Annotated in this window: 24 protein-coding genes and 1 pseudogene; 19 read left to right on the top strand and 6 right to left on the bottom strand. The window is 41.1% G+C overall.

Features of this window, described 5'->3' with window-relative positions; translation table 11 throughout:
* Nucleotides 1–20 precede the first annotated feature (20 nt).
* The 7 genes from RM049_RS32010 to RM049_RS32040 all read left to right on the top strand — a co-directional run bounded on the left by RM049_RS32010 (nucleotide 21) and on the right by RM049_RS32040 (nucleotide 6,987).
* Entirely contained in the window at nucleotides 21–2,258 is a 2,238-nt protein-coding gene (locus tag RM049_RS32010) for an NHLP family bacteriocin export ABC transporter peptidase/permease/ATPase subunit (protein WP_322707044.1), read from the top strand.
* Between the two features lie 105 nt (nucleotides 2,259–2,363).
* Nucleotides 2,364–2,642 carry a Nif11 family protein gene (locus tag RM049_RS32015; protein WP_322707045.1) on the top strand — a complete coding sequence of 93 codons (279 nt, stop codon included), beginning with the start codon at nucleotides 2,364–2,366 and terminating at the stop codon, nucleotides 2,640–2,642.
* A complete protein-coding gene (locus RM049_RS32020) occupies nucleotides 2,639–2,860 on the top strand; it encodes a hypothetical protein (protein WP_322707046.1) in 222 nt (73 codons plus the stop codon). The genes RM049_RS32015 and RM049_RS32020 overlap by 4 nt, the downstream gene beginning before the upstream one ends.
* A 109-nt stretch (nucleotides 2,861–2,969) precedes the next feature.
* Entirely contained in the window at nucleotides 2,970–3,347 is a 378-nt protein-coding gene (locus RM049_RS32025) for a hypothetical protein (RefSeq protein WP_322707047.1), read from the top strand.
* A complete protein-coding gene (locus RM049_RS32030) occupies nucleotides 3,344–4,060 on the top strand; it encodes a hypothetical protein (RefSeq protein WP_322707048.1) in 717 nt (238 codons plus the stop codon). Before RM049_RS32025 ends, RM049_RS32030 begins: the two co-directional genes overlap by 4 nt.
* Nucleotides 4,061–4,131: 71 nt before the next feature.
* Entirely contained in the window at nucleotides 4,132–4,419 is a 288-nt protein-coding gene (locus RM049_RS32035; RefSeq protein ID WP_322707049.1) for a Nif11 family protein, read from the top strand.
* A 333-nt stretch (nucleotides 4,420–4,752) separates the two neighbouring features.
* The gene (locus RM049_RS32040) at nucleotides 4,753–6,987 is read left to right on the top strand and encodes a TOMM precursor leader peptide-binding protein (protein WP_322707050.1); all 2,235 of its coding nucleotides are present in this window, start codon (nucleotides 4,753–4,755) and stop codon (nucleotides 6,985–6,987) included.
* A 110-nt stretch (nucleotides 6,988–7,097) separates the two neighbouring features.
* Here the strand turns inward: RM049_RS32040 and RM049_RS32045 are convergent, their stop codons facing one another.
* The 3 genes from RM049_RS32045 to RM049_RS32055 all read right to left on the bottom strand — a co-directional run bounded on the left by RM049_RS32045 (nucleotide 7,098) and on the right by RM049_RS32055 (nucleotide 12,275).
* Nucleotides 7,098–8,513 (bottom strand): SagB family peptide dehydrogenase, encoded by a 1,416-nt coding sequence (locus RM049_RS32045; RefSeq protein WP_322707051.1) that lies wholly within the window; start codon nucleotides 8,511–8,513, stop codon nucleotides 7,098–7,100.
* 7 nt (nucleotides 8,514–8,520) lie between these two features.
* Complete coding sequence (locus RM049_RS32050; RefSeq protein WP_322707052.1) at nucleotides 8,521–9,453, bottom strand: UPF0489 family protein; 933 nt, start codon at nucleotides 9,451–9,453, stop codon at nucleotides 8,521–8,523.
* Nucleotides 9,454–9,542: 89 nt separating this feature from the next.
* Complete coding sequence (locus tag RM049_RS32055; protein ID WP_322707053.1) at nucleotides 9,543–12,275, bottom strand: NHLP bacteriocin export ABC transporter permease/ATPase subunit; 2,733 nt, start codon at nucleotides 12,273–12,275, stop codon at nucleotides 9,543–9,545.
* Nucleotides 12,276–12,424: 149 nt separating this feature from the next.
* Here RM049_RS32055 and RM049_RS39440 point away from each other — a divergent pair.
* Nucleotides 12,425–12,574 (top strand): annotated as a pseudogene (locus tag RM049_RS39440) (DUF1643 domain-containing protein); the annotation flags it as partial.
* Nucleotides 12,575–12,715: 141 nt separating this feature from the next.
* On the opposite strand, the gene RM049_RS32060 reads toward RM049_RS39440, so the two are convergent.
* Both RM049_RS32060 and RM049_RS32065 read right to left on the bottom strand, forming a co-directional pair.
* On the bottom strand, nucleotides 12,716–13,720 hold the full coding sequence (locus RM049_RS32060) for a hypothetical protein (RefSeq protein WP_322707054.1): 1,005 nt from the start codon (nucleotides 13,718–13,720) through the stop codon (nucleotides 12,716–12,718).
* Between the two features lie 168 nt (nucleotides 13,721–13,888).
* The gene (locus RM049_RS32065; RefSeq protein WP_179075856.1) at nucleotides 13,889–14,245 is read right to left on the bottom strand and encodes a helix-turn-helix domain-containing protein; all 357 of its coding nucleotides are present in this window, start codon (nucleotides 14,243–14,245) and stop codon (nucleotides 13,889–13,891) included.
* A gap of 214 nt (nucleotides 14,246–14,459) precedes the next feature.
* Between RM049_RS32065 and RM049_RS32070 the strand changes: the two genes are divergently transcribed.
* The 11 genes from RM049_RS32070 (at nucleotide 14,460) to RM049_RS32120 (ending at nucleotide 20,176) form a co-directional block, all read left to right on the top strand.
* Nucleotides 14,460–15,236, top strand: a complete 777-nt coding sequence (locus tag RM049_RS32070; protein ID WP_322707055.1) for a hypothetical protein — start codon at nucleotides 14,460–14,462, stop codon at nucleotides 15,234–15,236.
* 143 nt (nucleotides 15,237–15,379) lie between these two features.
* Nucleotides 15,380–15,706, top strand: coding sequence for a hypothetical protein (locus tag RM049_RS32075; RefSeq protein ID WP_322707056.1), 327 nt, complete (start codon nucleotides 15,380–15,382; stop codon nucleotides 15,704–15,706).
* Nucleotides 15,699–15,899, top strand: coding sequence for a hypothetical protein (locus RM049_RS32080; protein WP_322707057.1), 201 nt, complete (start codon nucleotides 15,699–15,701; stop codon nucleotides 15,897–15,899). Before RM049_RS32075 ends, RM049_RS32080 begins: the two co-directional genes overlap by 8 nt.
* Nucleotides 15,900–15,940: 41 nt before the next feature.
* Nucleotides 15,941–16,399: a DUF1392 domain-containing protein gene (locus RM049_RS32085; RefSeq protein ID WP_322707058.1), complete on the top strand. Its 459-nt coding sequence runs from the start codon at nucleotides 15,941–15,943 to the stop codon at nucleotides 16,397–16,399.
* A 40-nt stretch (nucleotides 16,400–16,439) separates the two neighbouring features.
* On the top strand, nucleotides 16,440–17,246 hold the full coding sequence (locus RM049_RS32090; RefSeq protein WP_322707059.1) for a KilA-N domain-containing protein: 807 nt from the start codon (nucleotides 16,440–16,442) through the stop codon (nucleotides 17,244–17,246).
* Nucleotides 17,247–17,255: 9 nt separating this feature from the next.
* Nucleotides 17,256–17,621 (top strand): hypothetical protein, encoded by a 366-nt coding sequence (locus tag RM049_RS32095; RefSeq protein ID WP_322707060.1) that lies wholly within the window; start codon nucleotides 17,256–17,258, stop codon nucleotides 17,619–17,621.
* Nucleotides 17,622–17,623: 2 nt separating this feature from the next.
* Nucleotides 17,624–17,968 carry a hypothetical protein gene (locus RM049_RS32100; RefSeq protein ID WP_322707062.1) on the top strand — a complete coding sequence of 115 codons (345 nt, stop codon included), beginning with the start codon at nucleotides 17,624–17,626 and terminating at the stop codon, nucleotides 17,966–17,968.
* The gene (locus RM049_RS32105; RefSeq protein ID WP_322707063.1) at nucleotides 17,958–18,623 is read left to right on the top strand and encodes a hypothetical protein; all 666 of its coding nucleotides are present in this window, start codon (nucleotides 17,958–17,960) and stop codon (nucleotides 18,621–18,623) included. Before RM049_RS32100 ends, RM049_RS32105 begins: the two co-directional genes overlap by 11 nt.
* Nucleotides 18,624–18,690: 67 nt before the next feature.
* The gene (locus RM049_RS32110) at nucleotides 18,691–18,894 is read left to right on the top strand and encodes a hypothetical protein (RefSeq protein WP_152592652.1); all 204 of its coding nucleotides are present in this window, start codon (nucleotides 18,691–18,693) and stop codon (nucleotides 18,892–18,894) included.
* Complete coding sequence (locus tag RM049_RS32115; protein WP_322707064.1) at nucleotides 18,891–19,571, top strand: hypothetical protein; 681 nt, start codon at nucleotides 18,891–18,893, stop codon at nucleotides 19,569–19,571. Before RM049_RS32110 ends, RM049_RS32115 begins: the two co-directional genes overlap by 4 nt.
* Before the next feature lie 5 nt (nucleotides 19,572–19,576).
* Complete coding sequence (locus RM049_RS32120; protein ID WP_322707065.1) at nucleotides 19,577–20,176, top strand: alpha-ketoglutarate-dependent dioxygenase AlkB; 600 nt, start codon at nucleotides 19,577–19,579, stop codon at nucleotides 20,174–20,176.
* A gap of 205 nt (nucleotides 20,177–20,381) precedes the next feature.
* Here the strand turns inward: RM049_RS32120 and RM049_RS32125 are convergent, their stop codons facing one another.
* Entirely contained in the window at nucleotides 20,382–21,338 is a 957-nt protein-coding gene (locus RM049_RS32125; RefSeq protein ID WP_322707066.1) for a cytosolic protein, read from the bottom strand.
* Nucleotides 21,339–21,379: the final 41 nt, after the last annotated feature.

A 21,379-nucleotide genomic window follows, 5' to 3' on the forward strand; every position in this document is an offset into this window, starting at 1 on the left:
GCTAATCAAATATATTAACGATGAATTTCTTTAAAAGATTTAAAAAATCAGATCCAGAAAACACAAATTCTCAAGTTGACAAATTTCAAAATCTTCGCTTTAAAACGCCAACTTTGTTGCAGATGGAAGCAGTAGAGTGCGGGGCGGCAGCTTTGGGAATAGTATTAGCTTATTATGGTCGCATCGTTCCTTTAGCAGAACTGCGGGTTAGTTGTGGCGTTTCCCGCGATGGTTCTAAAGCATCAAATGTTTTAAAAGCAGCTAGAAACTACGGATTACAAGCAAAAGGCTTTAAAAAAGGATTTAAGCAACTGCAACAATTAAAACCACCTTTTATTGTTTTCTGGAACTTCAATCACTTTTTAGTGGTAGAAGGTTTCGGACAAGAACGGGTTTGGTTAAACGATCCAGCTACGGGGCCGCGCAGCGTAAGTCTGCAAGAGTTTGACGAAGCTTATACAGGCGTAGTTTTACTCATGGAACCAAGTGCAGAATTTAAAAAAGGCGGTAGAAAACCAAGTATTATTAATGCGCTTTATAAACGCTTGCGAGGCTCGTTTGACGAGCTTTTTTTCTGCATCCTGGCTGGATTTTTTTTAGTTATTCCCGAATTAGCTATTGCTTCCCTCAGCCAAGTTTTTGTTGATAACATCTTGATTGAAAATCGCTTTGATTGGTTAAAGCCTTTGGTGTTAGGAATGGGAATTGCAGTATCGTTGCAAGCAATATTAACAATTCTGCAAACGCGAAAGCTGCGGTATTTGCAAATTAGATTGTCAATTAGCATGACAGGAAATTTTTTATGGCACGTTCTCCGCTTACCAATTAGTTTTTATGCTCAGAGATTCGCGGGAGAAATTAGCAATCGTGCTGCTCTTAATTATAAGGTAGCGAAAATACTTTCCGGTCAGTTAGCGCGAACGACTATAGATGCAGTGATGTTAGTTTTTTATGCAGTGGTGATGTTAGCTTACGATTGGATGCTAACAGCAATCGGTTTAGTAGCAGTAGCAATTAATATTGGGTTTTTGCAATGGGTAGCGCGAAAACGAATTGATACAAATATGCGCTTAAGTGTAGATTATGGCAAAATTGCTGGCGTAGAAATTGGGGCTTTAGAAAGTATTGAAACCATTAAATCAGCAGCATTAGAATCAGATTTCTTTAGTCGCTGGGCAGGATATTATGCTAAAGCTACTAACTCGCAACAAGAATTGCTGCAAACCGATTTAATTTTGGAAGCTTTACCACCTTTACTGACAGCTTTAACTTCCATGCTGTTACTAGTTGTCGGCGGTTTACGAGTGATAGATGGCTATATCAGTATTGGAATGTTAGTGGCTTTTCAAACTTTAATGACTAGATTGCAGCAACCAGTTAATAGTTTAGTTGGTTTGGGCAGTACAATTCAAGCTATTGATGGCGATTTGAAGCGATTAGATGATGCTTTAGATAACGCGATCGATCCAAATTTAAACTCAGAATTACAGCGCGAGAAAACTCCAATTGAATATGCTAAATTTTCAGATCGTTGTCGCTTGCAAGGATATGTCGAACTGCAAAACATTACCTTTGGTTACAGTCGGATAGAAGAACCATTAATTCAAAACTTTAGCTGTCAACTCAAACCAGGACAAAGAGTAGCATTTGTAGGAACTAGCGGTTCTGGTAAATCTACTCTTTCTAAAATTGTTACAGGACTGTACGAACTTTGGGAAGGAGAAATCTTATTTGATGGCATTCCTCGACAACAAATTCCCCGTGCAGTGTTAGCTAATTCCCTCTCAATGGTGGAACAAGATATTTTTCTATTTAGCGGGACAGTACGAGATAATTTGACGCTGTGGGATGAAACAATTCCCAATTCCCAATTACTAAAAGCCTGTCAAGATGCCGCAATTTTAGATGTGGTAATGGCGATTCCTGGGGGTTTAGATGGCAAATTATTGCAAGGAGGTGCTAATTTAAGCGGAGGTCAGCGTCAACGGTTAGAAATTGCCCGTTCTTTAGTTAATAATCCGGCAATTTTAGTGATGGATGAAGCAACCAGTGCTTTAGATGCAGAGACAGAAAAAATTATCGATCGCCACATTCGACGGCGAGGTTGTACTTGCATTATTATCGCTCACCGTTTGAGTACAATTCGTGATTGCGATGAGATTATTGTTTTAGAACGAGGCAAAGTAGTGCAAAGAGGTACTCACGAAGAAATGAAAGATGTTGATGGCGCTTATGCTCGATTAATTAAAGCTGAATAAAAAGTATCAATAACTTGTGTAAATATTTTTATACTTCAAGCAAAAATAAAAAATATAAATATAATGGGAAGCGATAAAAATCATCTTTCTAGAGGGAGAGATACAATGAGTCTAGCAGCTTGTACAGAATTTTTAGACAAAATCAATAGCGATGCCGCTTTGCAACAAGAAGCAATTACCGCCTTAGAAGATAAAGAGGAGATTAAAGAAGCAGCTAATGCCTTTGTCTTGCTCGGAGCAAAGCATGGATATGAATTTAGTGCCGCAGAAGCTACCCAAAAGTATCAAGAAATTACTGCTGAGGGAGAAGGGGAACTTGATGAGGCGGCATTAGAACAGGTAGCGGGCGGGATACGCTGGCGAAGAGCAAATGAGGGAATTTGAAGAAGAATTCAGAAGTCAGAATTCAGGAGCGGAGCCGGAGACGCTCCGCCTCCGGTCAGAATCAAGACGCTCGTTCGCCCTTGGCGTGCCGTAGGCAAGACTCGCTAACGCTGCGCTATCAGTCGGGGATGGGCGATCCGCGACTGATTGTTTTGCACCAAATCGTAGATTTGGTGGGGATCTTAAACCCAGTTATTCATTCGCCAGTCGGACTCTAATTCATACTGACTTCTGACGACTGACTCCTGAATTCTATCTTGATAACACTCACCACACCTACTCGCCAATAATCCTTACCAAAAAAAGCTAGTGAAGGAAATTGTTAATATGAACTCATGCCAACAGAGCGATTTAGATTTAATTCAACAATACACCTCTGAAGAACTAATTTCTTCAGAAGCTTGGCAAAAAATTCAACAGTTAGTTCCCAAGCTACCGCCATTTTCTCAATTTATTTTAGAGTGCCGTTTAGTGGATGATAATCCTCAAGTAGATTTTTCTACGTATATGCAACAGAAATTACCTGTTTGCACAGACATTTTTAAACACCCGCTTTGGCAACGCATTCAAAACTTCTATCAACAGTGGTTAAATCCAACTTCTCCATTACACGATATTTCAATAGCTGGTCTAGAGTTCGATCTTGAGGACGTTTTAACATACCTGCCTATTCCTAGTTTTTTTTTGGCTTATACAAAGAATTGACTCAAGAGTTTCAGGATACAAGCGGCAACATAACTGAACAGGTAACGCTGAAAGCACTTGATAATGCTAAAGAAATTCTGACTCAAGTTTGGGGATTAGTGAAACAAGAAAATATACCCCCTGCTGTCGAGCGAAAACTCGAACAATGCTTCGATTTGATGCCTGCCAATACTGACATTAATATGGTTGGCATGATGTTTGCTCGTCCCGTGCAAACTACCAGACTTCAGTTAGCAGGATTTACAAAAGAACAAACTATTCCCTATTTAGAAAAGATTGGTTGGCAAGGCGAATCAGACCGTTTAGCTCAAATGATGGCGATCGCTCCTGCTAATTTTAGCCCTTTCGTACTAACTTTTGACGTAGACGAGCAAGTATATCCCAGAATTGGATTAAAGTACTTTACTCCCTGCACTACCAAAGATGCTCCGCCTTGGCAGGAATTTTTAGAAACCCTTGTCAAACATCAGTTATGCAGCCCAGAAAAAGGAGAGGCATTGAGGAAGTGGCCAGGTTATACACAAATCAAAGGAAATTCGCCAAGTTTCCTCCAGATAATAGAGAATGCTGCCGCACTCCAAGAAAATCGACTAATAAACGTTATGGAGAGAAATTTCGGTCAAATTAAAATGGTCTATCAGCCCAGACTACCCTTTGAAGCCAAAGCTTATCTCACTTGTTCCTATTTAAATATTCTTGTACCGCGAACCTAAAAATGCCTGCAAAATAAAAAACTTACTATAATGAGAAGTGAAAAAATCATCCTTCTAGAGGGAGAGAACCAATGAGTCTAGCAGCTTGTACAGAATTTTTAGACAAAATCAATAGCGATGCGGCTTTGCAACAAGAAACAACTAGCGTTTTAGAAGGCAAAGAGGAGATTGAAGAAGCAGCTAATGCCTTTGTCTTGTTTGGAGCAAAGCATGGATATGAATTTAGCGCCGCCGAAGCTATCCAAAAGTATCAAGAAGTTATGAACCAAGCAGAAGGGGAACTTGATGATGAGGTATTGGAACAGGTGGCGGGAGGGAGAAGGTCATCTGGTACTGGTTGTTGTTTTGCTTCTTTCTGATATTAATTAAATCACTCATTAATCGGAGGGAAAAGGTCATCTGCTTGTGGTTATTGTTATGCTGCATAGCCGAAGCATCGCCATATTGGAACGCGTGGCGGGAGGGATAAAAATAGGACAAAATTCCTGTTTTTCTGTGGCGGCTCAATAAACTGTTGAGGATGTTTTAAAAGCTAGTTTTGTACATATCAAAAGTTTCTCGCTTCCCTTGCATCCCCTTATCAAGGCGGAATTTAAGAAGAATATTACCCCTTCTTGAAGTGGGGATAGAGTGGATATCGATCTAATGAAGCTACTTCACAAACATCCTCTAAAATATCTAATTAAAACCCGATGCTTAATAAACCTAGATTTAAACCAGAATTTCGAGTTGAAATTGTCCAGCCTAAAAAAGTTTATTTATTAAGCGAGCGCCAAAGCTTTGCTTTAACAGGTAATCTTTATGTACTCTTAGCACCTTTGCTTGATGGCAACCACACTGTAGAGCAAATTACTAATAGACTGAAATGGACAACCAACCGCGCACAGATCGATCGCATCTTAACTAAATTAGCAGATAAAGGTTACATTACTGAAGCAAGCGATCGCCTTCCTGATGCTGTTCAAGCTTTTTGGAGTTACTTAGGTGTTGATACTCAAACCGCTTTCAGCAGATTACAAGCTACTCGCGTTGCCGTGCAAACTTTTGGCTATATTCAATCAGCACCATTTATCGAAGCTTTAAACACTCTGCATATTAATGTCAGTAATGAAGCAGACTTTACTGTTGTTTTAACTGACGATTATTTGCAACCAGAATTAGCAGAATTTAATCGCCAAACCCAAAAACCTTGGTTGCTAATTAAGCCTACAGGAATATTTTCGTGGATTGGGCCAATTTTTATCCCAGGACAAACAGGTTGTTGGCAATGTCTCGCTCATAGATTGCAAAGAAATTGCCCCGTAGAAACTTCTATTAAACAGCAAAAAAATATTGATACTTCTCTAATTACTTCAATTGCTTTACTGCCTTCTAGCTGGCAAATAAGTTTAAATCTTGCTGCTCAAGAAGTTGCTAAATGGGTAGTATTACAAAAAAGTCCACAGCTAGAAGGTAAGATTGTTACTTTTGATTTAGAAACTTTATCAACTGAAAACCACGCTTTAATTAAACGCCCTCAATGTCCTGTTTGTGGCAATCGAGAGTTTTGGCAAAAGCAACAGTTAAAACCAATTGAGTTACAAAGTCGTCCCAAAAATTTTACTGATGATGGCGGACACCGTACACTTAGACCAGAGCAAACTGTAGAGAAATATAGTAATCAAATTAGTTGGGTTACTGGTGTTGTTAAAGAATTGGTGAAATCAAACAAAGTAGAAGATTTAATTCATGTTTATTTTGCTACTTACCAAAGTACTGATAATCTTAACAATTACGATCGCCTGCGGAAGAATTTAGAGAATTATAGTGCAGGTAAAGGTAAGACAGACAACCAATCTAAAGCTAGCGCTCTTTGTGAAGCTTTAGAACGTTATTCGGGAATTTTTACAGGTGAGGAATATCGAATCAAAGCTACTTTCACTCAACTAGGAGATGCAGCAATTCACCCTTATAAATGCCTTTTATATAGCGACAAACAATATCAAAATCGTCACGAATGGAACCCTCAGCACGGAAGTTTTGCACAGGTTACTGACCCTTACGATTTAACTCAAGAGACTGAGTGGACACCAGTTTGGTCGCTGACTAACCAAACGCAAAAATATTTACCTACCGCTTTCTGCTATTTTGATTATTCGCTTCCCGAAGGACATAAATTTTGCCTTGGAGATTCCAACGGTAATGCGGCGGGTAATACTCTCGAAGAAGCTATTCTGCAAGGGTTTATGGAATTAGTTGAACGGGATAGCGTGGCACTGTGGTGGTATAACCGCGTAAAAAGACCGCAAGTTGATTTAGCCAGTTTCAACGAACCTTATTTACTCAACTTGCAAAATTATTACCAAACAAAATTCAACCGCCAATTGTGGGTGCTGGATATCACCAGCGATTTAAATATTCCCAGCTTTGCTGCAATTTCTCGCCACACTCAGGGAGAGAAAGAAAATATTTTAATCGGATTTGGAACGCATTTTGATCCGACTATTGCTATTTTACGGGCAGTAACAGAAGTAAATCAAAGTTTAACTTTGGATTTGGATAATGAAATTGAGTTTGCCCTGGAAAATGCTGATATCGCCTATTGGTATGCTAATGCTACTGTCGAAAATCAGCCTTATCTAGTACCTTGCGATCGCACTCCTGCTAAAGTTTATGCAGACTATCATTATTTAGGTAGCAAGTGCGATTTGCGCGAAGATATAGAAATCTGTGCAGAGATTGTCAAAAAATTAGGTCTAGAAATGCTAGTTCTAGACCAAACTCGCCCCGATATTGGCTTAAACGTAGTTAAGGTTATTGTCCCTGGATTGCGCCACTTTTGGCCGAGGTTCGCTCCAGGTCGTCTTTACGATATCCCAGTTAAGTTAGGTTGGTTATCAGCACCTTTAAAAGAAGAAGAACTTAACCCGATACCAATGTTTATCTAACTGGACTTAATGTCATTGCGAACGAAGTGAAGCAATCGCAGAGTCTTTGTGATTGCTTTGTTCCACTTCGTTGCACTCGCAATGACATATTAAGGGTAATTTGCCGGACATTATATAACGGGACGGCTACCGAGAACAAATTCACCTACAGAGCTTTCAGCATAATAATCGCATCCCACTGCTTTAGCAAATAAATCAGCATTTCCAGCCCCGATCGCGCAGGGTGCTAAATTCATTGCTGTTGCTACCAAGTAAAAATTTTGGTATAAAACGCCTACGTGCTTGAGAATAATTGCATAAGCCATAGATTGATACTTCCAAGTTAAGCGTTGAAAACGAGCCGAAATCACCAGTAAAATTTGCGGCATTTCTTCAACTCCCATTGCACTAGCAGCACTTTCTAGTAAGGCTTCTATTAGTTCATTTTTATCTGTAACATGGCTTAGTTGGTGCGATAGTGGTTGATAATGATATAAACCAGATGCTAAATTTTGACAACGATTAATAACTGGATAAATTTCTAATTCATAAATTCCTCCACCACCAGGATAGGCACGTTGGCTAAGTTCTACCAAGTTATGTTTAATAGTATTCTTAACTCTGGCGGCTCGATAAAGAAATTCTCCTAATTGTTCTACAGTAATTGGTTGCTCTCCCCACTGACGAATTGATTTTCTTCTTTCTAAAACTTGTGTTAAAGGAATACCTGTTTCTGCCAAAGTGGTTAAGTCAGGTCTATAAAGGTCGATTAAATTATTAGATATTAGAGGTTTTAGGGCTGGTAGCGGATCGATTTTGCCGACAAAACGATAGGTTCCGCCAAAGGGATTCGCGTGTCTCCCTACACGGCTGCGGCTATGAAACAACAAATCATGAAACTCCCATTGAGCCAGAATTAGGTTTTCATTCTCAGCAATTATGCCGTTTTCATCTACTATTGAGAGCATTTGACTGGTGAAAAGCAAACTGATAAATTGCTCGGCTATCTCTACAGAAATACCTGGAATTTGCGAGGAAAGTTCATAAATATTCTGAGGGTTGCCCAGGAGTGCAATTAAAGCTGCACCTCGCCAATCAAGCCGAATTTGGCAAAAAGATAAAGGCGATTCTAATATAGTTTCTCCTGCTATTTGGTGAGTGTAAGCAAAGCGTGAGAGAACATATTTAGTTGTCACTGCTATTGGTTGGGGGGAAATTTGCAAATCTAGGCTGATGGGTATAGCAGTAGCGATCACCACATCATTGACTACAATTGAATAGCAAAGCCATCCCAGATTCGCCAGCTTTTTGAGATACAAATTAAATTTTTGCCATCCCTCAAAACCGTCACTTTCACAAACAATCTTTTTGAGTTGCGAAGGTGGAGTTGGAACAGTTGCTAGAGTTTTTAAAGCTCTTCTCAGTCCAGGTTTGGGATTTTTAAATGTTAGTCGCCGATCCTCAAACTGAAGAATTATAGAACTGTCTTCCGGTAACGCGATCGCAGCAATGTCTTTTCTTAATGAAATTAAAAATTCTGATGGCATATTTTAATCAAATTTGGCTTAATGCTGCGCCGACATCTAAAGGTTGGGGTTTAATTTGCTCTAAACTGACAGAATTAAAATGGTACAATTCTCCCAATCTTTTTAATAAATTATCTTCAATAAACTGGCATTGATCGGCAGGAGTATAACCACTAATGCGCGATCGACAAATATCAATCATGCTCACCTGCACTTTTTTCTGGACTAAAAACTCAATTAATTGGTCAATTCTCTCCAGAATTTTGTCTTCAGAAAGTTTCAGGATATTGGGAAATAATTCTGTTTCGGGAAATTCATTAAATACTAGATAATATTTGCCGTCTTCAATCTCTGCTCTGATTGAGCTACCATAAGTTATTCGCAAAAATTGATAATTATCTCTCTGAAAAATTTGATATTGGTCTTCAGTAATTTCTATTCTGCCTGTATCGTTAAAATATTTGTTATTACAAGAAAAGTAATCTAAATCGATATCCAAAACCACAGTTTGATTTTCAGGAAACTCATCTTTAACTGTTAAACAAGTATATTTAGCAGTTTTATATTTAGGATCGAGTAAAACTGTCCCAATATTATTGACATTTTTGGTTAGAAATATCGTTTCTTGTGGATCGCAAGCATAAACACACATAAACGCAGAGGATGGCTCTTTTAGTCTTGGGCGCAGCCAAAAAACTTGATTAAATACTCTCTGATAAACTGCGGGAACAATAAAACTAGCAATATTTAATTCGTGATAAGTAAAATCATAAATATCTTGAAGATTACCATTTATAGAATTGAGAGAGCGAGTAAATCTTGGTGTTGCCATATCTGAATGTTCGTCGATATGGAGCAAGATATTTTTTGACTTAGGAATGACATTTTGGCTAATAGCATAATGCCAAATCCAAAATGCTTCGTGATGTTCTTCCATGATAAAAACGGGAATGGCAGCCATATTTATACCTTTTGAATCCCAATTGTTGAATTATAGATACCTTGTCTAAGCTGAAATGATAGTTTCATAATCTACAATTGGCAATAGTATTAAGCAACTTGCCTAGCCATCAAATCGGCAAAAATTCCAGGTTGAGCCATTAACTTATCAAACGTGCCTTGCTGCATTACCTGTCCTGCTGCAATTACATAAATGCGATCGGCATTGCGAATCGTACTAAGGCGGTGAGCGATCGCAATCCGAGTTACTTTTAACTGTTCTAAACTTTGACTGACAATTGCTTGCGTGCGATTATCTAAAGCACTGGTCGCCTCATCAAAAATCAAAATTCTCGGCTTTAATACCAAAGAACGAGCAATTAATAAACGCTGGCGCTGTCCTCCAGATAAATTCGAGCCACCCTCAGAAATTACTGTGTGCATTCCCATCGGCATTTGTTCGATATCGGCAGCAAAACCAGCCATTCTTGCTGCTTCCCAAGCTTCATCCATTGTTACTAACGCACCGCTAGAAATATTCTCAAAAATAGAGGCGCTATTAATGCGACCGTTTTGCAACACTACTCCCAATTGCCGCCTAATCGCTGAAATATCCAACCCCGATAGATCCTGACCGTCATAATAAATCGTGCCGTCTTCTGGTTGTTCAAAGCCCAATAGCAAACGCACGATTGTAGATTTACCGCTACCAGAAGGCCCGACTAAAGCAATAAACTCTCCTGGTTTGGCTTCAATTGATACTTTATCTAAAGTTAATAGGCCGTCTTCTCGATAGCGAAAATTAACGCGAGCGAATTTGACACCGCCTTCTAATCGACCAGGATCGCTTTTATTTAAATCCACTTCTGGCAATTCTGTTAAAATCGGTTGAGCGCGTTCCCAAAGTACGGCAACTTCTGACACGCTAACAATCGCATTGCTCAATTTAGTTGCACCGCCAATAAATATCCCAAAAGCACTATTAAATGCTAAAAAAGTACCAGTCGAAAATTTTGCACCTCCTTCTAACTGATGCATGATAATCCCGACAGTCAAGGAAAAAATTAGAATCGAACTAATAGTTGGTAGAATCTGATTGATAACTGTTACTGTATCGGCGATCGCTGTACTTTTGAGCATCAATTTTAGTTGCTGGCTAAATCCTTTTGACCAGTAAGCAAATGCCCGTTCTTCTGCGGCCGCTACCCGCAATTTAGATACGCCGTTGAGAAGTTCTACTGTTAGCCCGAAAATCTCACCTTGTAACTCTTGCATCGGCTTAATAATTCTGCGGGAAAAAATGCTAGAAATTGTTGTGGCTAAGAAGTTAATCAAGGCGATCGCTAAAGCTACCAATGCTAATTGACTGCTATAAACAAATAACAATCCCAAATTCAGCAGCGCAAAAAAGCTAGAAAATATTGTGCCGATAATGTTACTGCTGAGAAGTTTGTGAATTTGGGCGATCGCCGAAACGCGAGATTGCAAGTCGCCAGTCGAATATTTACGAAAGAAAGATACTCGTAATTTTAATAACCGATCCCAAACTGCGGCTTGGTTTTGCACCTCTAGTACAGTTTCAATTCGAGCGATCGCAATATTTTGAACTAAATTAAAAACTGCATTTCCAAAACTAACTGCTAATAAACCCAAACCAATTTGTAATAAAATTCCCCGATTGGCATCCGGAATTGCTTTATCAATCAAAATCCCTGTTGCTTGGGGGGTAAGCATTCCTAGCAAAGCAGAAATAACCCCTAACACTAGCACGGTCAAAATTTCTCGATCGCGTCCGCGCAAAGCAAACTTGATAATATCTACTGTTTTTAGTACCCGTTCGGGAAACGGGCGATAAAACATATAAGCAATTGGAGAAATTAACCTTGCTGTGTCAATATTGACAGGGATGCGACGGCGTTCGTGAGGACTAAAAACTTCATAGCGATCGCTTCCTACAGGTAATAAAGCCACTGGGCGATCGCCTTGGGCGGTGTATGCTAACAACGGGCCGCTATCAGACTCCCACCACTTACCGCTTAAAATAACCCGCCTTGTGCGAATCCGCGAAGCGCGAGCGATCGCTTCTAGGGGATCTTTTACCCGCTTGGGATCTTCCGATCTAGCGGGCGGACGAATTTCAATTCCCAACGTCCGACCTACCGCACCCACAGCAATTAATAATTCTGTTCCTTCTTGCAAAAATTCTGCTTCTTGAGGGCGAAAAATACTCGTCAATTCCCCTAACGCCCGTTCGCTAGCTTGTTGATTAAGTTGCGAACGGGCGTTAAACTGCTGAAAACGGGTTTTTTCTTCTTGCTGTTCTAGTTCGTGCAAACAGCGCAAAAAATCACTGTGAAATTGCTGCAAGCGTTCTAAGGTTGCAGCTGTGCCACTAATTTCTTCTGGCTTAATTCCATCCAAAACAATATCAGTATCGTCAAAAACTGCAACTAAGCGATTGCTCCATTGACGCAGGCTAGAGGGAATTGGAGATAAACTTTCATTCCCCTCTAGGCTGTATTGTCCGCAGTTTGTTAGATCTACTGCTTGCAAGTGAGTTTCTTCGTAACCAATAGCAATCAACGAGTAAGAATTCCCTTCTAAATTTACAGGAATTCCGAATATAACATCTGCTGGATTGATATCGAATAAGTAACGACGCGCTCCTTGCTCTATACCGTTTGCTGTTCCGACAGCAAACAAAGCCATTGTCCCTGATAATATCAACCATGCAGTATCAGAACGAGCCAACTTTAGAGGATTATTGCCTTTAACAATAGTTTCAGAATTGCTATAGTTCAAATTATTACTCCAGGTTCGCCCATTTTTTTCTGAGTTAGCCAAAAAAGTATACCGAAAGAGATATTCCAAAAGGAACTAAGTGGGTATAAGTTCGAGATTATGGCATTTGAACCCGTAATTATAAACGAACGAGTTGATGATATACCCTTAGTCCTAACACAACAGGAGTATATGAGGGTAGAACAACTAATCGATTTGCTTACCGTCCTACAAAACCCTGTGAGATGTTTGAAGCCAGCGATCCTATAGGTTTAAATAATAACTTCCACCTTCTAACAGCTACAGAGCGTGCCAAGTTGGTAATTTTAGTATGGGATATACATGGCAGTTTTCTCAATTGAGATCGAGCAGTGCCTAATCTATTTTCTCGCAAGCAGTCTCTCTACTGTCTAGGTCGAACGAAAGCTGGTCATCCACGTCATCCCTTCTGGCTAAGTAGTAATACTCAACCAACTCTTTTCTAGTTCAGTTTCTAGATTAGGCTAATCTAGAAGTCTATATTCTCTCTCTATCAAACCCAACAACTTCTCCTCCACAGCAGTCAAATACGGTCGCTTCAGTTCTCCCAGATGCTTCAGCACAGCATGGGCTGCCTCTTCCAAGTTCTCGTTTTCCCGTAATCTACTGATGCGATCGCAAATCACCCGCATCTGCTCACACTCGGCAGGCAAGTAGTTGTACGACTTCAGGTGCTGCAACCCAACTGTATACTCTCCATCCCAGGTTTTGATGGTGCAACTGAATTGGCCCACATTGTTGATTATGCCCCAACAGCCACCCTTGCCTCTGAGTTCGGGGTTATCCTTTGCAAGTATTTGGCACACCTCCCCTAATTGGTAGGTGTTCGGTACTTGGGTGCGTTCCATGATTCGCTGCACTACATCGCTGACAATCCTAGCAGATGGAACTTTATTACCAGCTTGTTCCACTGCCTGCTGCCATACATTTCTCTGTACCTCCGCCTCCAAAGTCACCAAGGGTCTTACTTGACGTTCGCTTGTGGGTAGAATTTGTGTCCCAATGGGACACATTTGCTCATTTTCAGTTTGTGTCCCAATGGGACACATTTCACCGTCACCCGATTCACTTTCAGTTTGTGTCCCATTGGGACACATTTTCATCAGGTTATCAAACACAGCCGAAGCTTCGATTAATCTATAAGGATGACGGCGTTGAAATCCGAACCTATCCTTACAATACTCTTCAAAAGTGCCGTGTGTTGAACGATAAAGCCGACGATCACGTAACTCCATCAACGCCTTGCCAGCTTCAAAAACTGCTTTTTCCACACGCCGCTCTAAATGTAGGCGATCGCGCTGTTCATCCTCCGTCAACTCTGGAATTTCAACAGCAGTAACGGTGATTGTTGCTGAACCTGGGTCTTCTTGCTGGGAGATATCCTCCTTTGCAGAGTTAGCTGCTGAAGCTGAATCGGCAGATGCGCCAGAGGTGGCTTTTTTGCGTCTACGAGGTGGTTTGTTCATCATTCCACCTTTAATTTGCCAGTGTTTAAGCAGGAATTGAGTTCTGCCATTATGTAACTGTATTAGCTAACATCACCTCTGTTGAACCAGCAGTTACTTTGTCCTAGTCAATGAACTGTACAGTAGCTAACGGATTGACAATTATTTTTTAAATAAATTTCTATTTAGTTTTCATGCTGACCTTTTTTCAAATGGCAACACTACACCACCAACAGATTTTTTTGCTTTCTTGCTGCTTTGAGATTTAGACTCATCTACAGGACTATTTTGCTCCGTGGCTGGAGTAATTGTACTTATGGGTAGTTGTGAGTTTTCCTCATCATCGTCCGGTACACGAACTAGTAACTCACCAACTTCGCATTGTAAAATTTTGCACAACTTATCCAGCGTATCTAAAGGTATTGACTTAGCTTGTCCATATTCAATTTTTTGAACATTAGTCAATGACATCTCTAGTCGTCTTGCTAGTTCGTTTTGCGAAAACCCTCTGGCGTTTCTAATTTCTTTAAGTCTTACTTCCACAGCCATAATTTGAATTCATATAAATAGACTAACCCACTCTCAGAAGTCTATCTATTAATAGTATTTATTGTAAATGTTTATCGTATAACCAACTCTTATCTTACCATCTGTTGTATTACCAACTAATAGTGGGTAATATATAAATAACAGAGGGCAATCACTAGTCCTGGAAAAACTTAGCGCGATTGCCCTTTGTCCTTACATTCAAGGAATCTATATCATGACATATCCCAAATACACTCAGCAAGACCTTTCCCGCTATAATCTCCCCCGTCTCAAAAGAATCGCTGCCGAACGCGGCGTAACACCCACTGGCGACAGAAGAGCGACTGATACCTGGGTAAACGCAATCATCACCCACCAATCCGCCCAAACTCACAAAGTTGCCCAATCCGAACTCAACGACTACATCGCCAACCAAGCCCAAGCCGTAGCCCCTGAAGAACTGACAACAAGAGAAATATCCTTCTACGATCACGAAATTTACTGCGGCGACGAACTGATAGCCAGCATTACCCATGATGATGACCTAACCCAACCTTGGGTAGTAGTGGTAGAAGGTGTAGAAAAATTCCGCGCTAATACATGGGCTAGATGCTATCGCTTCATTACTTGGCATCATCAGGACACTACACTCAACGAACCCGCCCAAACAGAAACCCTATGCACCTCCGAAAACCAAATCATGGCGCATATCTTCAACGAGTGCCAGAAGTATGGTTTTGAAATTCTCGATGATGGCATTTACAACAACAAGGGCGTGAAACTGGGGCAAGTCGGATGCACTAACAGCAACTGGTGGGTGAAAAGGCGTTATTCACTCCAGCAGCAGTATTCTAACTCGGTGCTTGATGCTGTGCGATCGCTGTCGATGGTGGATGTGTCTACTGATGGTAAATCCATTTTTGATGAATATTTTTTAGACCAACCCTTAGAACAGCTAACTGGCGATAAATTGCAACGGCTGCTGGAGAGAGCAGAGTTAGTCACAGCGTAAGTCTTGGGCTTCGCCTGGGAAAAGGTTAAAGGGAAAGGGGAAAAGGTAAATTTCTTCATTCCTTTCCCCCTTATCCCCACTTCGTGGGGGCCCCACCTTCCCCTTTTCCCTAAAACACATTCCCTTCATTCACCTATCCATCTATGAAACCGACAATCTCAATCCCCCAACACTGGGCATACCCTCGCTTTACTTTGGAACAGCGTACAGAACAAGGCACGATTCTAGGACTTTACTACTACCCATTTGGTACAGAATTGGCTGAACAATTTGATGATGGTTGGCGTTATGTGCTGATGCCTAACAAGAATTCTGACGAAATATCGTACTTGCAAGAGAATCAAATCCAACCGTTATCTCCACAGGAATTGTTCACGCAAATAACCGCAGAGATTGAGTTTTATCAAAGTCAAATAGCGATTCTGCAACAACAGTTGGTAGTCATCACTAGAGGTAGCACCAATGGCTAAGTCTACAGATAACTTTGAGGCTAGAGCCAAGCACTTGCTGCGTTTACTTCAGCTTTGCGGTGGCTGTGTTCCATTGCACCCTTTGCAATTCCAATTCTCCGATTCAGTCATTCAAACCCTGCTGGATAAAGAACTGGTGCAAGTACAGAACACGGGACGCGGCTTTTTGTTGGAAATTGCCGAGGATTTTTAGGTTGTTGACCTTATTGAAATTAAAATCAACGAGGAGAAAGCATGATTGACTACGTTAATACCCTGAAAAATAGTTGGTATATTTCCCCACCTTGGGGCAAAACAATTCCAACGGTTGATGTCAATTTATTAGAAAGAGTTTACCTGAAAACCACAAGAACATTCGGCTATTGCTCTGGTGTGCAATGGAAATATGAGTGTTGGCTTTATACAGTCATGTGTGGTGATGAAATTGTCCACGCTACAGAACATCAAATCATTGGGACTAGGCAGTTAGAAACCCTCACTGTGCAAAAACCTGCTTTCGTTTTGGGGCAGAAAGTAATCCTGTGTTCTTATGGGGATGACACAAAACAACGGCTGATTCTGGGGGTTGTACTTGTAGATAAGTTTTGGTTTTACCTTGTCGAATTGCTATCGCCAACATTGACTGAAACACCAACTATACTTAATCGCTTTTCGTTGGTTGGTGAAAAAAGTTTGGTGCGCGTGAATGCCTGAATTAATTAACTATTTTGTTCAACACTTCTGGTAATAAACTATGTTGACACACTCATGGCGCGACTCAGAGATTCAGCAAATGCCCCAAGATGGAGAAATAGGTAAATACAGTATCCCAAAGGGCTATGTGAATGCAACCCAGATGGCGAAAGCTAATAAGAAATTATTGGCTGATTACATCAGGCTAAAGTCTACAACCGAGTATTTGCAGGCTCTTAGCCACGATATGGGAATCCCCATATCGTCACTTGTAATCGAAATCTCTGGACGCGCTAACTCTCAAGGCACTTGGATTCATCCAGAAATCGCCATTGATTTAGCTCGGTGGGTATCTGTAGAGTTCCGCATTTGGGCCAACAGAACCTTAATGAAAGTAATGCTCACAAGCCAAGTCGAGCCAGTACAAGAGCAAGAACCACCAAAAGCATTAGTCCCATCCCATGAAGCTGCACAGTTAGCTCTGTTGGTGGGTGAATTCGCTGGGTTAGAGAAATCCCTCACCGCTCAACTTGCAGTTAACGCCGCCACCAGAGTTAATCCCGCACTTAAACCAGCAGCCGACGAGTTAAAGAGTGTGATCGCAATTACTAACGTCAGTGATGACGCATACCTCAAGCCTACAGATATTGGCGAGAAAGTTGGGATGAGTGCGGTAGCTGTAAACAATTGGCTAGTTCACGCAGGTTTACAGTACAGAACAGATGACAAGAAAATCCCATATCGTCCGACTGACTCAGGTAAGCAATGGGGGCGGATGGTTTCAGCGATCGCCAAAGGTTCAAATCAGACTGTCTTTCAGCTACGGTGGTTGCCAAGCATTACACAATTGTTTAATGAACGCAACTGAGGTGAAACAGTGGAAGAAATTATTGATGAAATTGGTAAAGAGATTAGCCTTGCCTACAGGTTTTATCAAGGTTATGGCTACTTCCTCTCGGCTACTGTTGCCGAATGGTTAGGTGTTGAGTCTTTAGTAAATTGGCAGTACAAAACAATCTTGGATCTGTGTGCAGTCGATTTAATTAGGGATGCTGTTGACAACTTGGGAAATCAACGAGGCAGACGATACCTTTCATACTTCATGCTACATGGAACTTACTCAGGCAGACAAACAGTTTTTGGGGATGGCGTGAATGTAGCTGACATAGAAAGATTGGTCGTTATGATTAACCTGCAAAAAGCAATTGCACCTCAATTTATAAAAGACTTTGAGGTTACGTAACTATGAATAACTGCCCCAAGTGCAAAAGTAAAGAAATTTATAGAAAAGCTCTTGATGATTTAGTAGTTTATTGCGATTGCTGTCATCACTCTTGGGAAGATAAACAACCGAAAAGACCGATTCTTGAAACTAGCGTTTACATGAGCCGAGGAGCAATGAAGGGTAAACATAATGTGACAGTTTGGTACTGTCGTACTGACCCAGAACGTTATTCTTTTTCTCTAACCTACGGTGGTGGAGTTTGTAGCTTTGAAGAGTTTTCGGAAGACCCATATCTAAGTGGCAGTTATACCACCCCAGAAGAAGCATTAGAAGCAGGTATTGCAGAGGTGAAAAATGATGGCTAAATTTCATGACCCAAGAGCCGCCGCACTTGCCCAACAGATTGACCAAATCAACACAATTGGTTGGGAGTCGGCATGTGACTTAGCATTACAAAACCACGCAATTCAAGGCGGACTTTCACCAGTAGAAACAGTATTGCGTTTCGATATGTTTCTCACTAGATCAAAAGACACAGCCGATAAAAGACAAGCAATTTGGGCAGAACAATTAAGCCAGGGTATTAGCGGAATCGAGTGGTACAGCGTTGAGTACGGCGGCATGACTGTGGAGCTTCCCCGACTATGTGAGGAGTTGATGCTCCTTCCTGGTGATAAAGAGATATTGATGCAGTCCAAGCCGGTGGCGCTCGACTTCCTCGCGCACTGGAATATGGTGTTTAAACTGTGGCGTTACAACCGCGAAACAGAATCGCGCTGGTTTTCATGTCGATGGAGTCAGTTTTACGCCGAATACATTAGCCGGGAATGGCTAGAACTTTGGGCTGAGGATGAAGTTTACCAGATTGAATTAAAAGACGGAACACTTTTAGATAAACCTACATTTGCTATCAATGCCTGCTGCTGCTGGGGTAATCCGCTAGCAATCCATCGCACCACTGCATACTCTGATTCTGGCTCAAGCTGGTTTCAGTGGAATAATTTTACACCTTGGAGATAAAAGCAATCGCTATTAAACAAGTAGCAATCGCCACGTTAAACATTTTTTCATATTTGGCATAACCAACATGAGAGTCATTGTTAGAGTCACCGAAAAGATTATTAGCGAAGCTCACATTAATATCCCCGATGGGCTTTCAGAATCAGGCATTAGGCAGCATATTGTAGACCGCTATAACAGTGGCGAGATGCTGACTGAGATGAACATTTTTCAAGTGGATTTTGAATCAATCAGCGCTCAAGTTGTCAAACAAGTTGGAGAGAATTTATGACTGTTGTACAACTCCTGACATTACAACCAGATACAAGTGCATCTATAGAAACTGTTAGTAGACATCCACTGAACTTTTACGAGTCTCCATCGTGGTTTACTACTGAGTTATTGCGTCATGTCAGATTGTCTGGTGTGATTGGTGAGCCGTGTGTGGGGCATGGAGCGATCGCTTCTTTACTCAGAGTGTGGCCCTACACCAAGCAAATGTGGACGAACGATATTGATCTACATAAAGCGGCTGATTACCAAATGGATGCAACACTATCCGATTCATGGACTAAATTTCCCGATTGCGATTGGATTTGTACCAATCCCCCATACTCAGAATTCGCTGCACCCATCATCAAGAATGCCTACCAGAAAGCGCGTGTAGGTGTTGCCGCATTCCTATTAACAAGCTTTCTCGAACCCTGTGATGATCGGGCGGATTTCTTACAGCAGCACCCGCCGTCACTTGTAATCATCATGCCGCGCTTCTGTTTTCGTAAGGATAAACGGGGTAGTCGTTGGGCGACAGATAATATCACCATCTCGTGCTTTGTGTGGGACAAACGCGCAACAGAGCAGCAAATTATTATTCGTCCCAAGTCGGCGATCGCTGGGTTTTACAAAAATCCAGAACAGGCTATTTCACAAGAATGGGCAGAAGAAATTGTTCGGGCAATCGCCTCATGAGAATTATGCAACAGCTAACTTTATTTCCCGAATCTGCTCCTACTTTACCAGTCAACTATTATCCAGAATTTCTGAACAAGGAAGAAGCCGACGAACTCTACCAACATTGTCAAGAATTGCAATGGCAGCAAAACCAAATCAGGATGTTGGGTAAAACGATGCCCGTTCCGCGTCTGGAGTGCATTTATGGTGACGAAGGGTGTGATTACCTCTACTCTAAAAGCGTACTACTCAAACCACTACCTTGGACAGACGCTCTGGCTAAGTTACGCGACAGAATCACTGCAACTACTGGTTACAGCTTCCGCATCGTTATCGGTAATCAGTACAGGAGTGGACAAGACAGTATCGGCTGGCACAACGATAGTGAGGCTTCGATGGGATTTAACCCAGCGATCGCCTCTGTCAGCCTGGGTTCAGTGAGGAAATTCCAAATCAAGCCCATCGGGGGTAAGCCGACTGACTTTTGGCTGGAGCATGGGAGTCTGCTGGTGATGCTTCCAGGCTGTCAATCAACACATCTGCATCAGGTTCCCAAAACAAACAAAGTGGTTAACACGCGAATTAATCTCACATTTCGCCCACACGTAGGGGGCAAGAGATGAGTACCGTAATTCTTAAGCTTTATCGTGTGTTTCAAATCTCAAATCTTATTAATCAGCAACCGCCGAGGCAATTGTTTAAGTGATTACTTGTGAAGATTTTTAGACAAGTTACATCTTAAAAAATAGATGTAATAAGCAAGTCAGTCAAATTATTAAAGCTAAATAATGCTAATTGAACCTGGAAAATTACATACAAAGCAGAACTTTAATTCTCTACTTGATTATCAATTTTTGGCTCATATAAAGAGCGCAATTCGTCAACACTATTCGCTGTTTCTATTGCTGACAAGATTGAGCTAAGTAAATTAACATCTTCAAGAAGCTCAATTTCAGATAATAAGTTTTGTCCAGATGTTCCAAATTTGAGTTTTAATCCTAAAGCTATGCCTTTTAACAATTCTTCTATTCGGGCAATTCGCTCAAATGATGTCATGTACTGCATACGCACTTGTGCCTCCAATTGTTCTACTTCTGTTTTAAACTCTCGTTCTAAATCCAATGGTAGCGTTAGCATCCAGTCAATAAAAGCTAACAAGTTTACAATAGCATCGCGCTCAACCCCTTGCTCGAACAACCGACGCACTAAAGCCAGCTTCTGCTGCTTACGTTGTAACCTATCACTCTTGGTCTGCATTGCCACCAAGTGAGCCATTACCACTGTAGCGAATGGATTACTGCTGGCTTCTAGCTCTCTCCACCTTTGTTGATAGTCTAGCAACTTGATTACAGGAAACTGAAAATCAACCGTACAGCCAAACAATTCATAACCAAATTGATTTGGTCGCCAGTTTAAGTTTTCATCTCCCAGTACCGCCAAGGATGCAACAGAACGATTGTAACGGTCGAAAATTCGATAGTTGTAAACAAACATACGTCTGGGAAAATCGGTTTCTTCTTGGCTTTGCACTTCTACGTGAATCAACAGCCAAGATTCTTCGCCCCCAGTGCGGTAAATTTTCACCAATTTATCTACCAGTCGCTTTCCTAGCTCGGCATCACGGACTACCTGTTGGAATTCTTGATCAAGAAACTCAAAGCCTCTACTCCAATCAATTTCACTGTGCGCTTGGGGAAAAAAGAACAACATAAAGTCTTGAAAATACAACTGTAGTATTTGCTTCCACGGAGAGTCGTATTCAGTTTGGGGTGCTTTATTACTCATGGTCGAAAATCTCAAAGTTTAAGGGTGTTCTACAACAAAAA

The organism is Nostoc sp. DedQUE04, from assembly GCF_034530995.1.
Lineage (GTDB): Bacteria > Cyanobacteriota > Cyanobacteriia > Cyanobacteriales > Nostocaceae > Nostoc.

What these genes read in the sequence shown, in the direction of transcription:
- RM049_RS32010 (WP_322707044.1), top strand. Translation starts at nt 21, where the DNA reads ATGAATTTCTTTAAAAGATTTAAAAAATCAGATCCAGAAAACACAAAT.
- RM049_RS32015 (WP_322707045.1), top strand. Translation starts at nt 2,364, where the DNA reads ATGAGTCTAGCAGCTTGTACAGAATTTTTAGACAAAATCAATAGCGAT.
- RM049_RS32025 (WP_322707047.1), top strand. Translation starts at nt 2,970, where the DNA reads ATGAACTCATGCCAACAGAGCGATTTAGATTTAATTCAACAATACACC.
- RM049_RS32035 (WP_322707049.1), top strand. Translation starts at nt 4,132, where the DNA reads ATGAGTCTAGCAGCTTGTACAGAATTTTTAGACAAAATCAATAGCGAT.
- RM049_RS32040 (WP_322707050.1), top strand. Translation starts at nt 4,753, where the DNA reads ATGCTTAATAAACCTAGATTTAAACCAGAATTTCGAGTTGAAATTGTC.
- RM049_RS32045 (WP_322707051.1), bottom strand. Translation starts at nt 8,513, where the DNA reads ATGCCATCAGAATTTTTAATTTCATTAAGAAAAGACATTGCTGCGATC.
- RM049_RS32050 (WP_322707052.1), bottom strand. Translation starts at nt 9,453, where the DNA reads ATGGCTGCCATTCCCGTTTTTATCATGGAAGAACATCACGAAGCATTT.
- RM049_RS32060 (WP_322707054.1), bottom strand. Translation starts at nt 13,720, where the DNA reads ATGATGAACAAACCACCTCGTAGACGCAAAAAAGCCACCTCTGGCGCA.
- RM049_RS32065 (WP_179075856.1), bottom strand. Translation starts at nt 14,245, where the DNA reads ATGGCTGTGGAAGTAAGACTTAAAGAAATTAGAAACGCCAGAGGGTTT.
- RM049_RS32070 (WP_322707055.1), top strand. Translation starts at nt 14,460, where the DNA reads ATGACATATCCCAAATACACTCAGCAAGACCTTTCCCGCTATAATCTC.
- RM049_RS32075 (WP_322707056.1), top strand. Translation starts at nt 15,380, where the DNA reads ATGAAACCGACAATCTCAATCCCCCAACACTGGGCATACCCTCGCTTT.
- RM049_RS32080 (WP_322707057.1), top strand. Translation starts at nt 15,699, where the DNA reads ATGGCTAAGTCTACAGATAACTTTGAGGCTAGAGCCAAGCACTTGCTG.
- RM049_RS32085 (WP_322707058.1), top strand. Translation starts at nt 15,941, where the DNA reads ATGATTGACTACGTTAATACCCTGAAAAATAGTTGGTATATTTCCCCA.
- RM049_RS32090 (WP_322707059.1), top strand. Translation starts at nt 16,440, where the DNA reads ATGTTGACACACTCATGGCGCGACTCAGAGATTCAGCAAATGCCCCAA.
- RM049_RS32100 (WP_322707062.1), top strand. Translation starts at nt 17,624, where the DNA reads ATGAATAACTGCCCCAAGTGCAAAAGTAAAGAAATTTATAGAAAAGCT.
- RM049_RS32105 (WP_322707063.1), top strand. Translation starts at nt 17,958, where the DNA reads ATGATGGCTAAATTTCATGACCCAAGAGCCGCCGCACTTGCCCAACAG.
- RM049_RS32110 (WP_152592652.1), top strand. Translation starts at nt 18,691, where the DNA reads ATGAGAGTCATTGTTAGAGTCACCGAAAAGATTATTAGCGAAGCTCAC.
- RM049_RS32115 (WP_322707064.1), top strand. Translation starts at nt 18,891, where the DNA reads ATGACTGTTGTACAACTCCTGACATTACAACCAGATACAAGTGCATCT.
- RM049_RS32120 (WP_322707065.1), top strand. Translation starts at nt 19,577, where the DNA reads ATGCAACAGCTAACTTTATTTCCCGAATCTGCTCCTACTTTACCAGTC.
- RM049_RS32125 (WP_322707066.1), bottom strand. Translation starts at nt 21,338, where the DNA reads ATGAGTAATAAAGCACCCCAAACTGAATACGACTCTCCGTGGAAGCAA.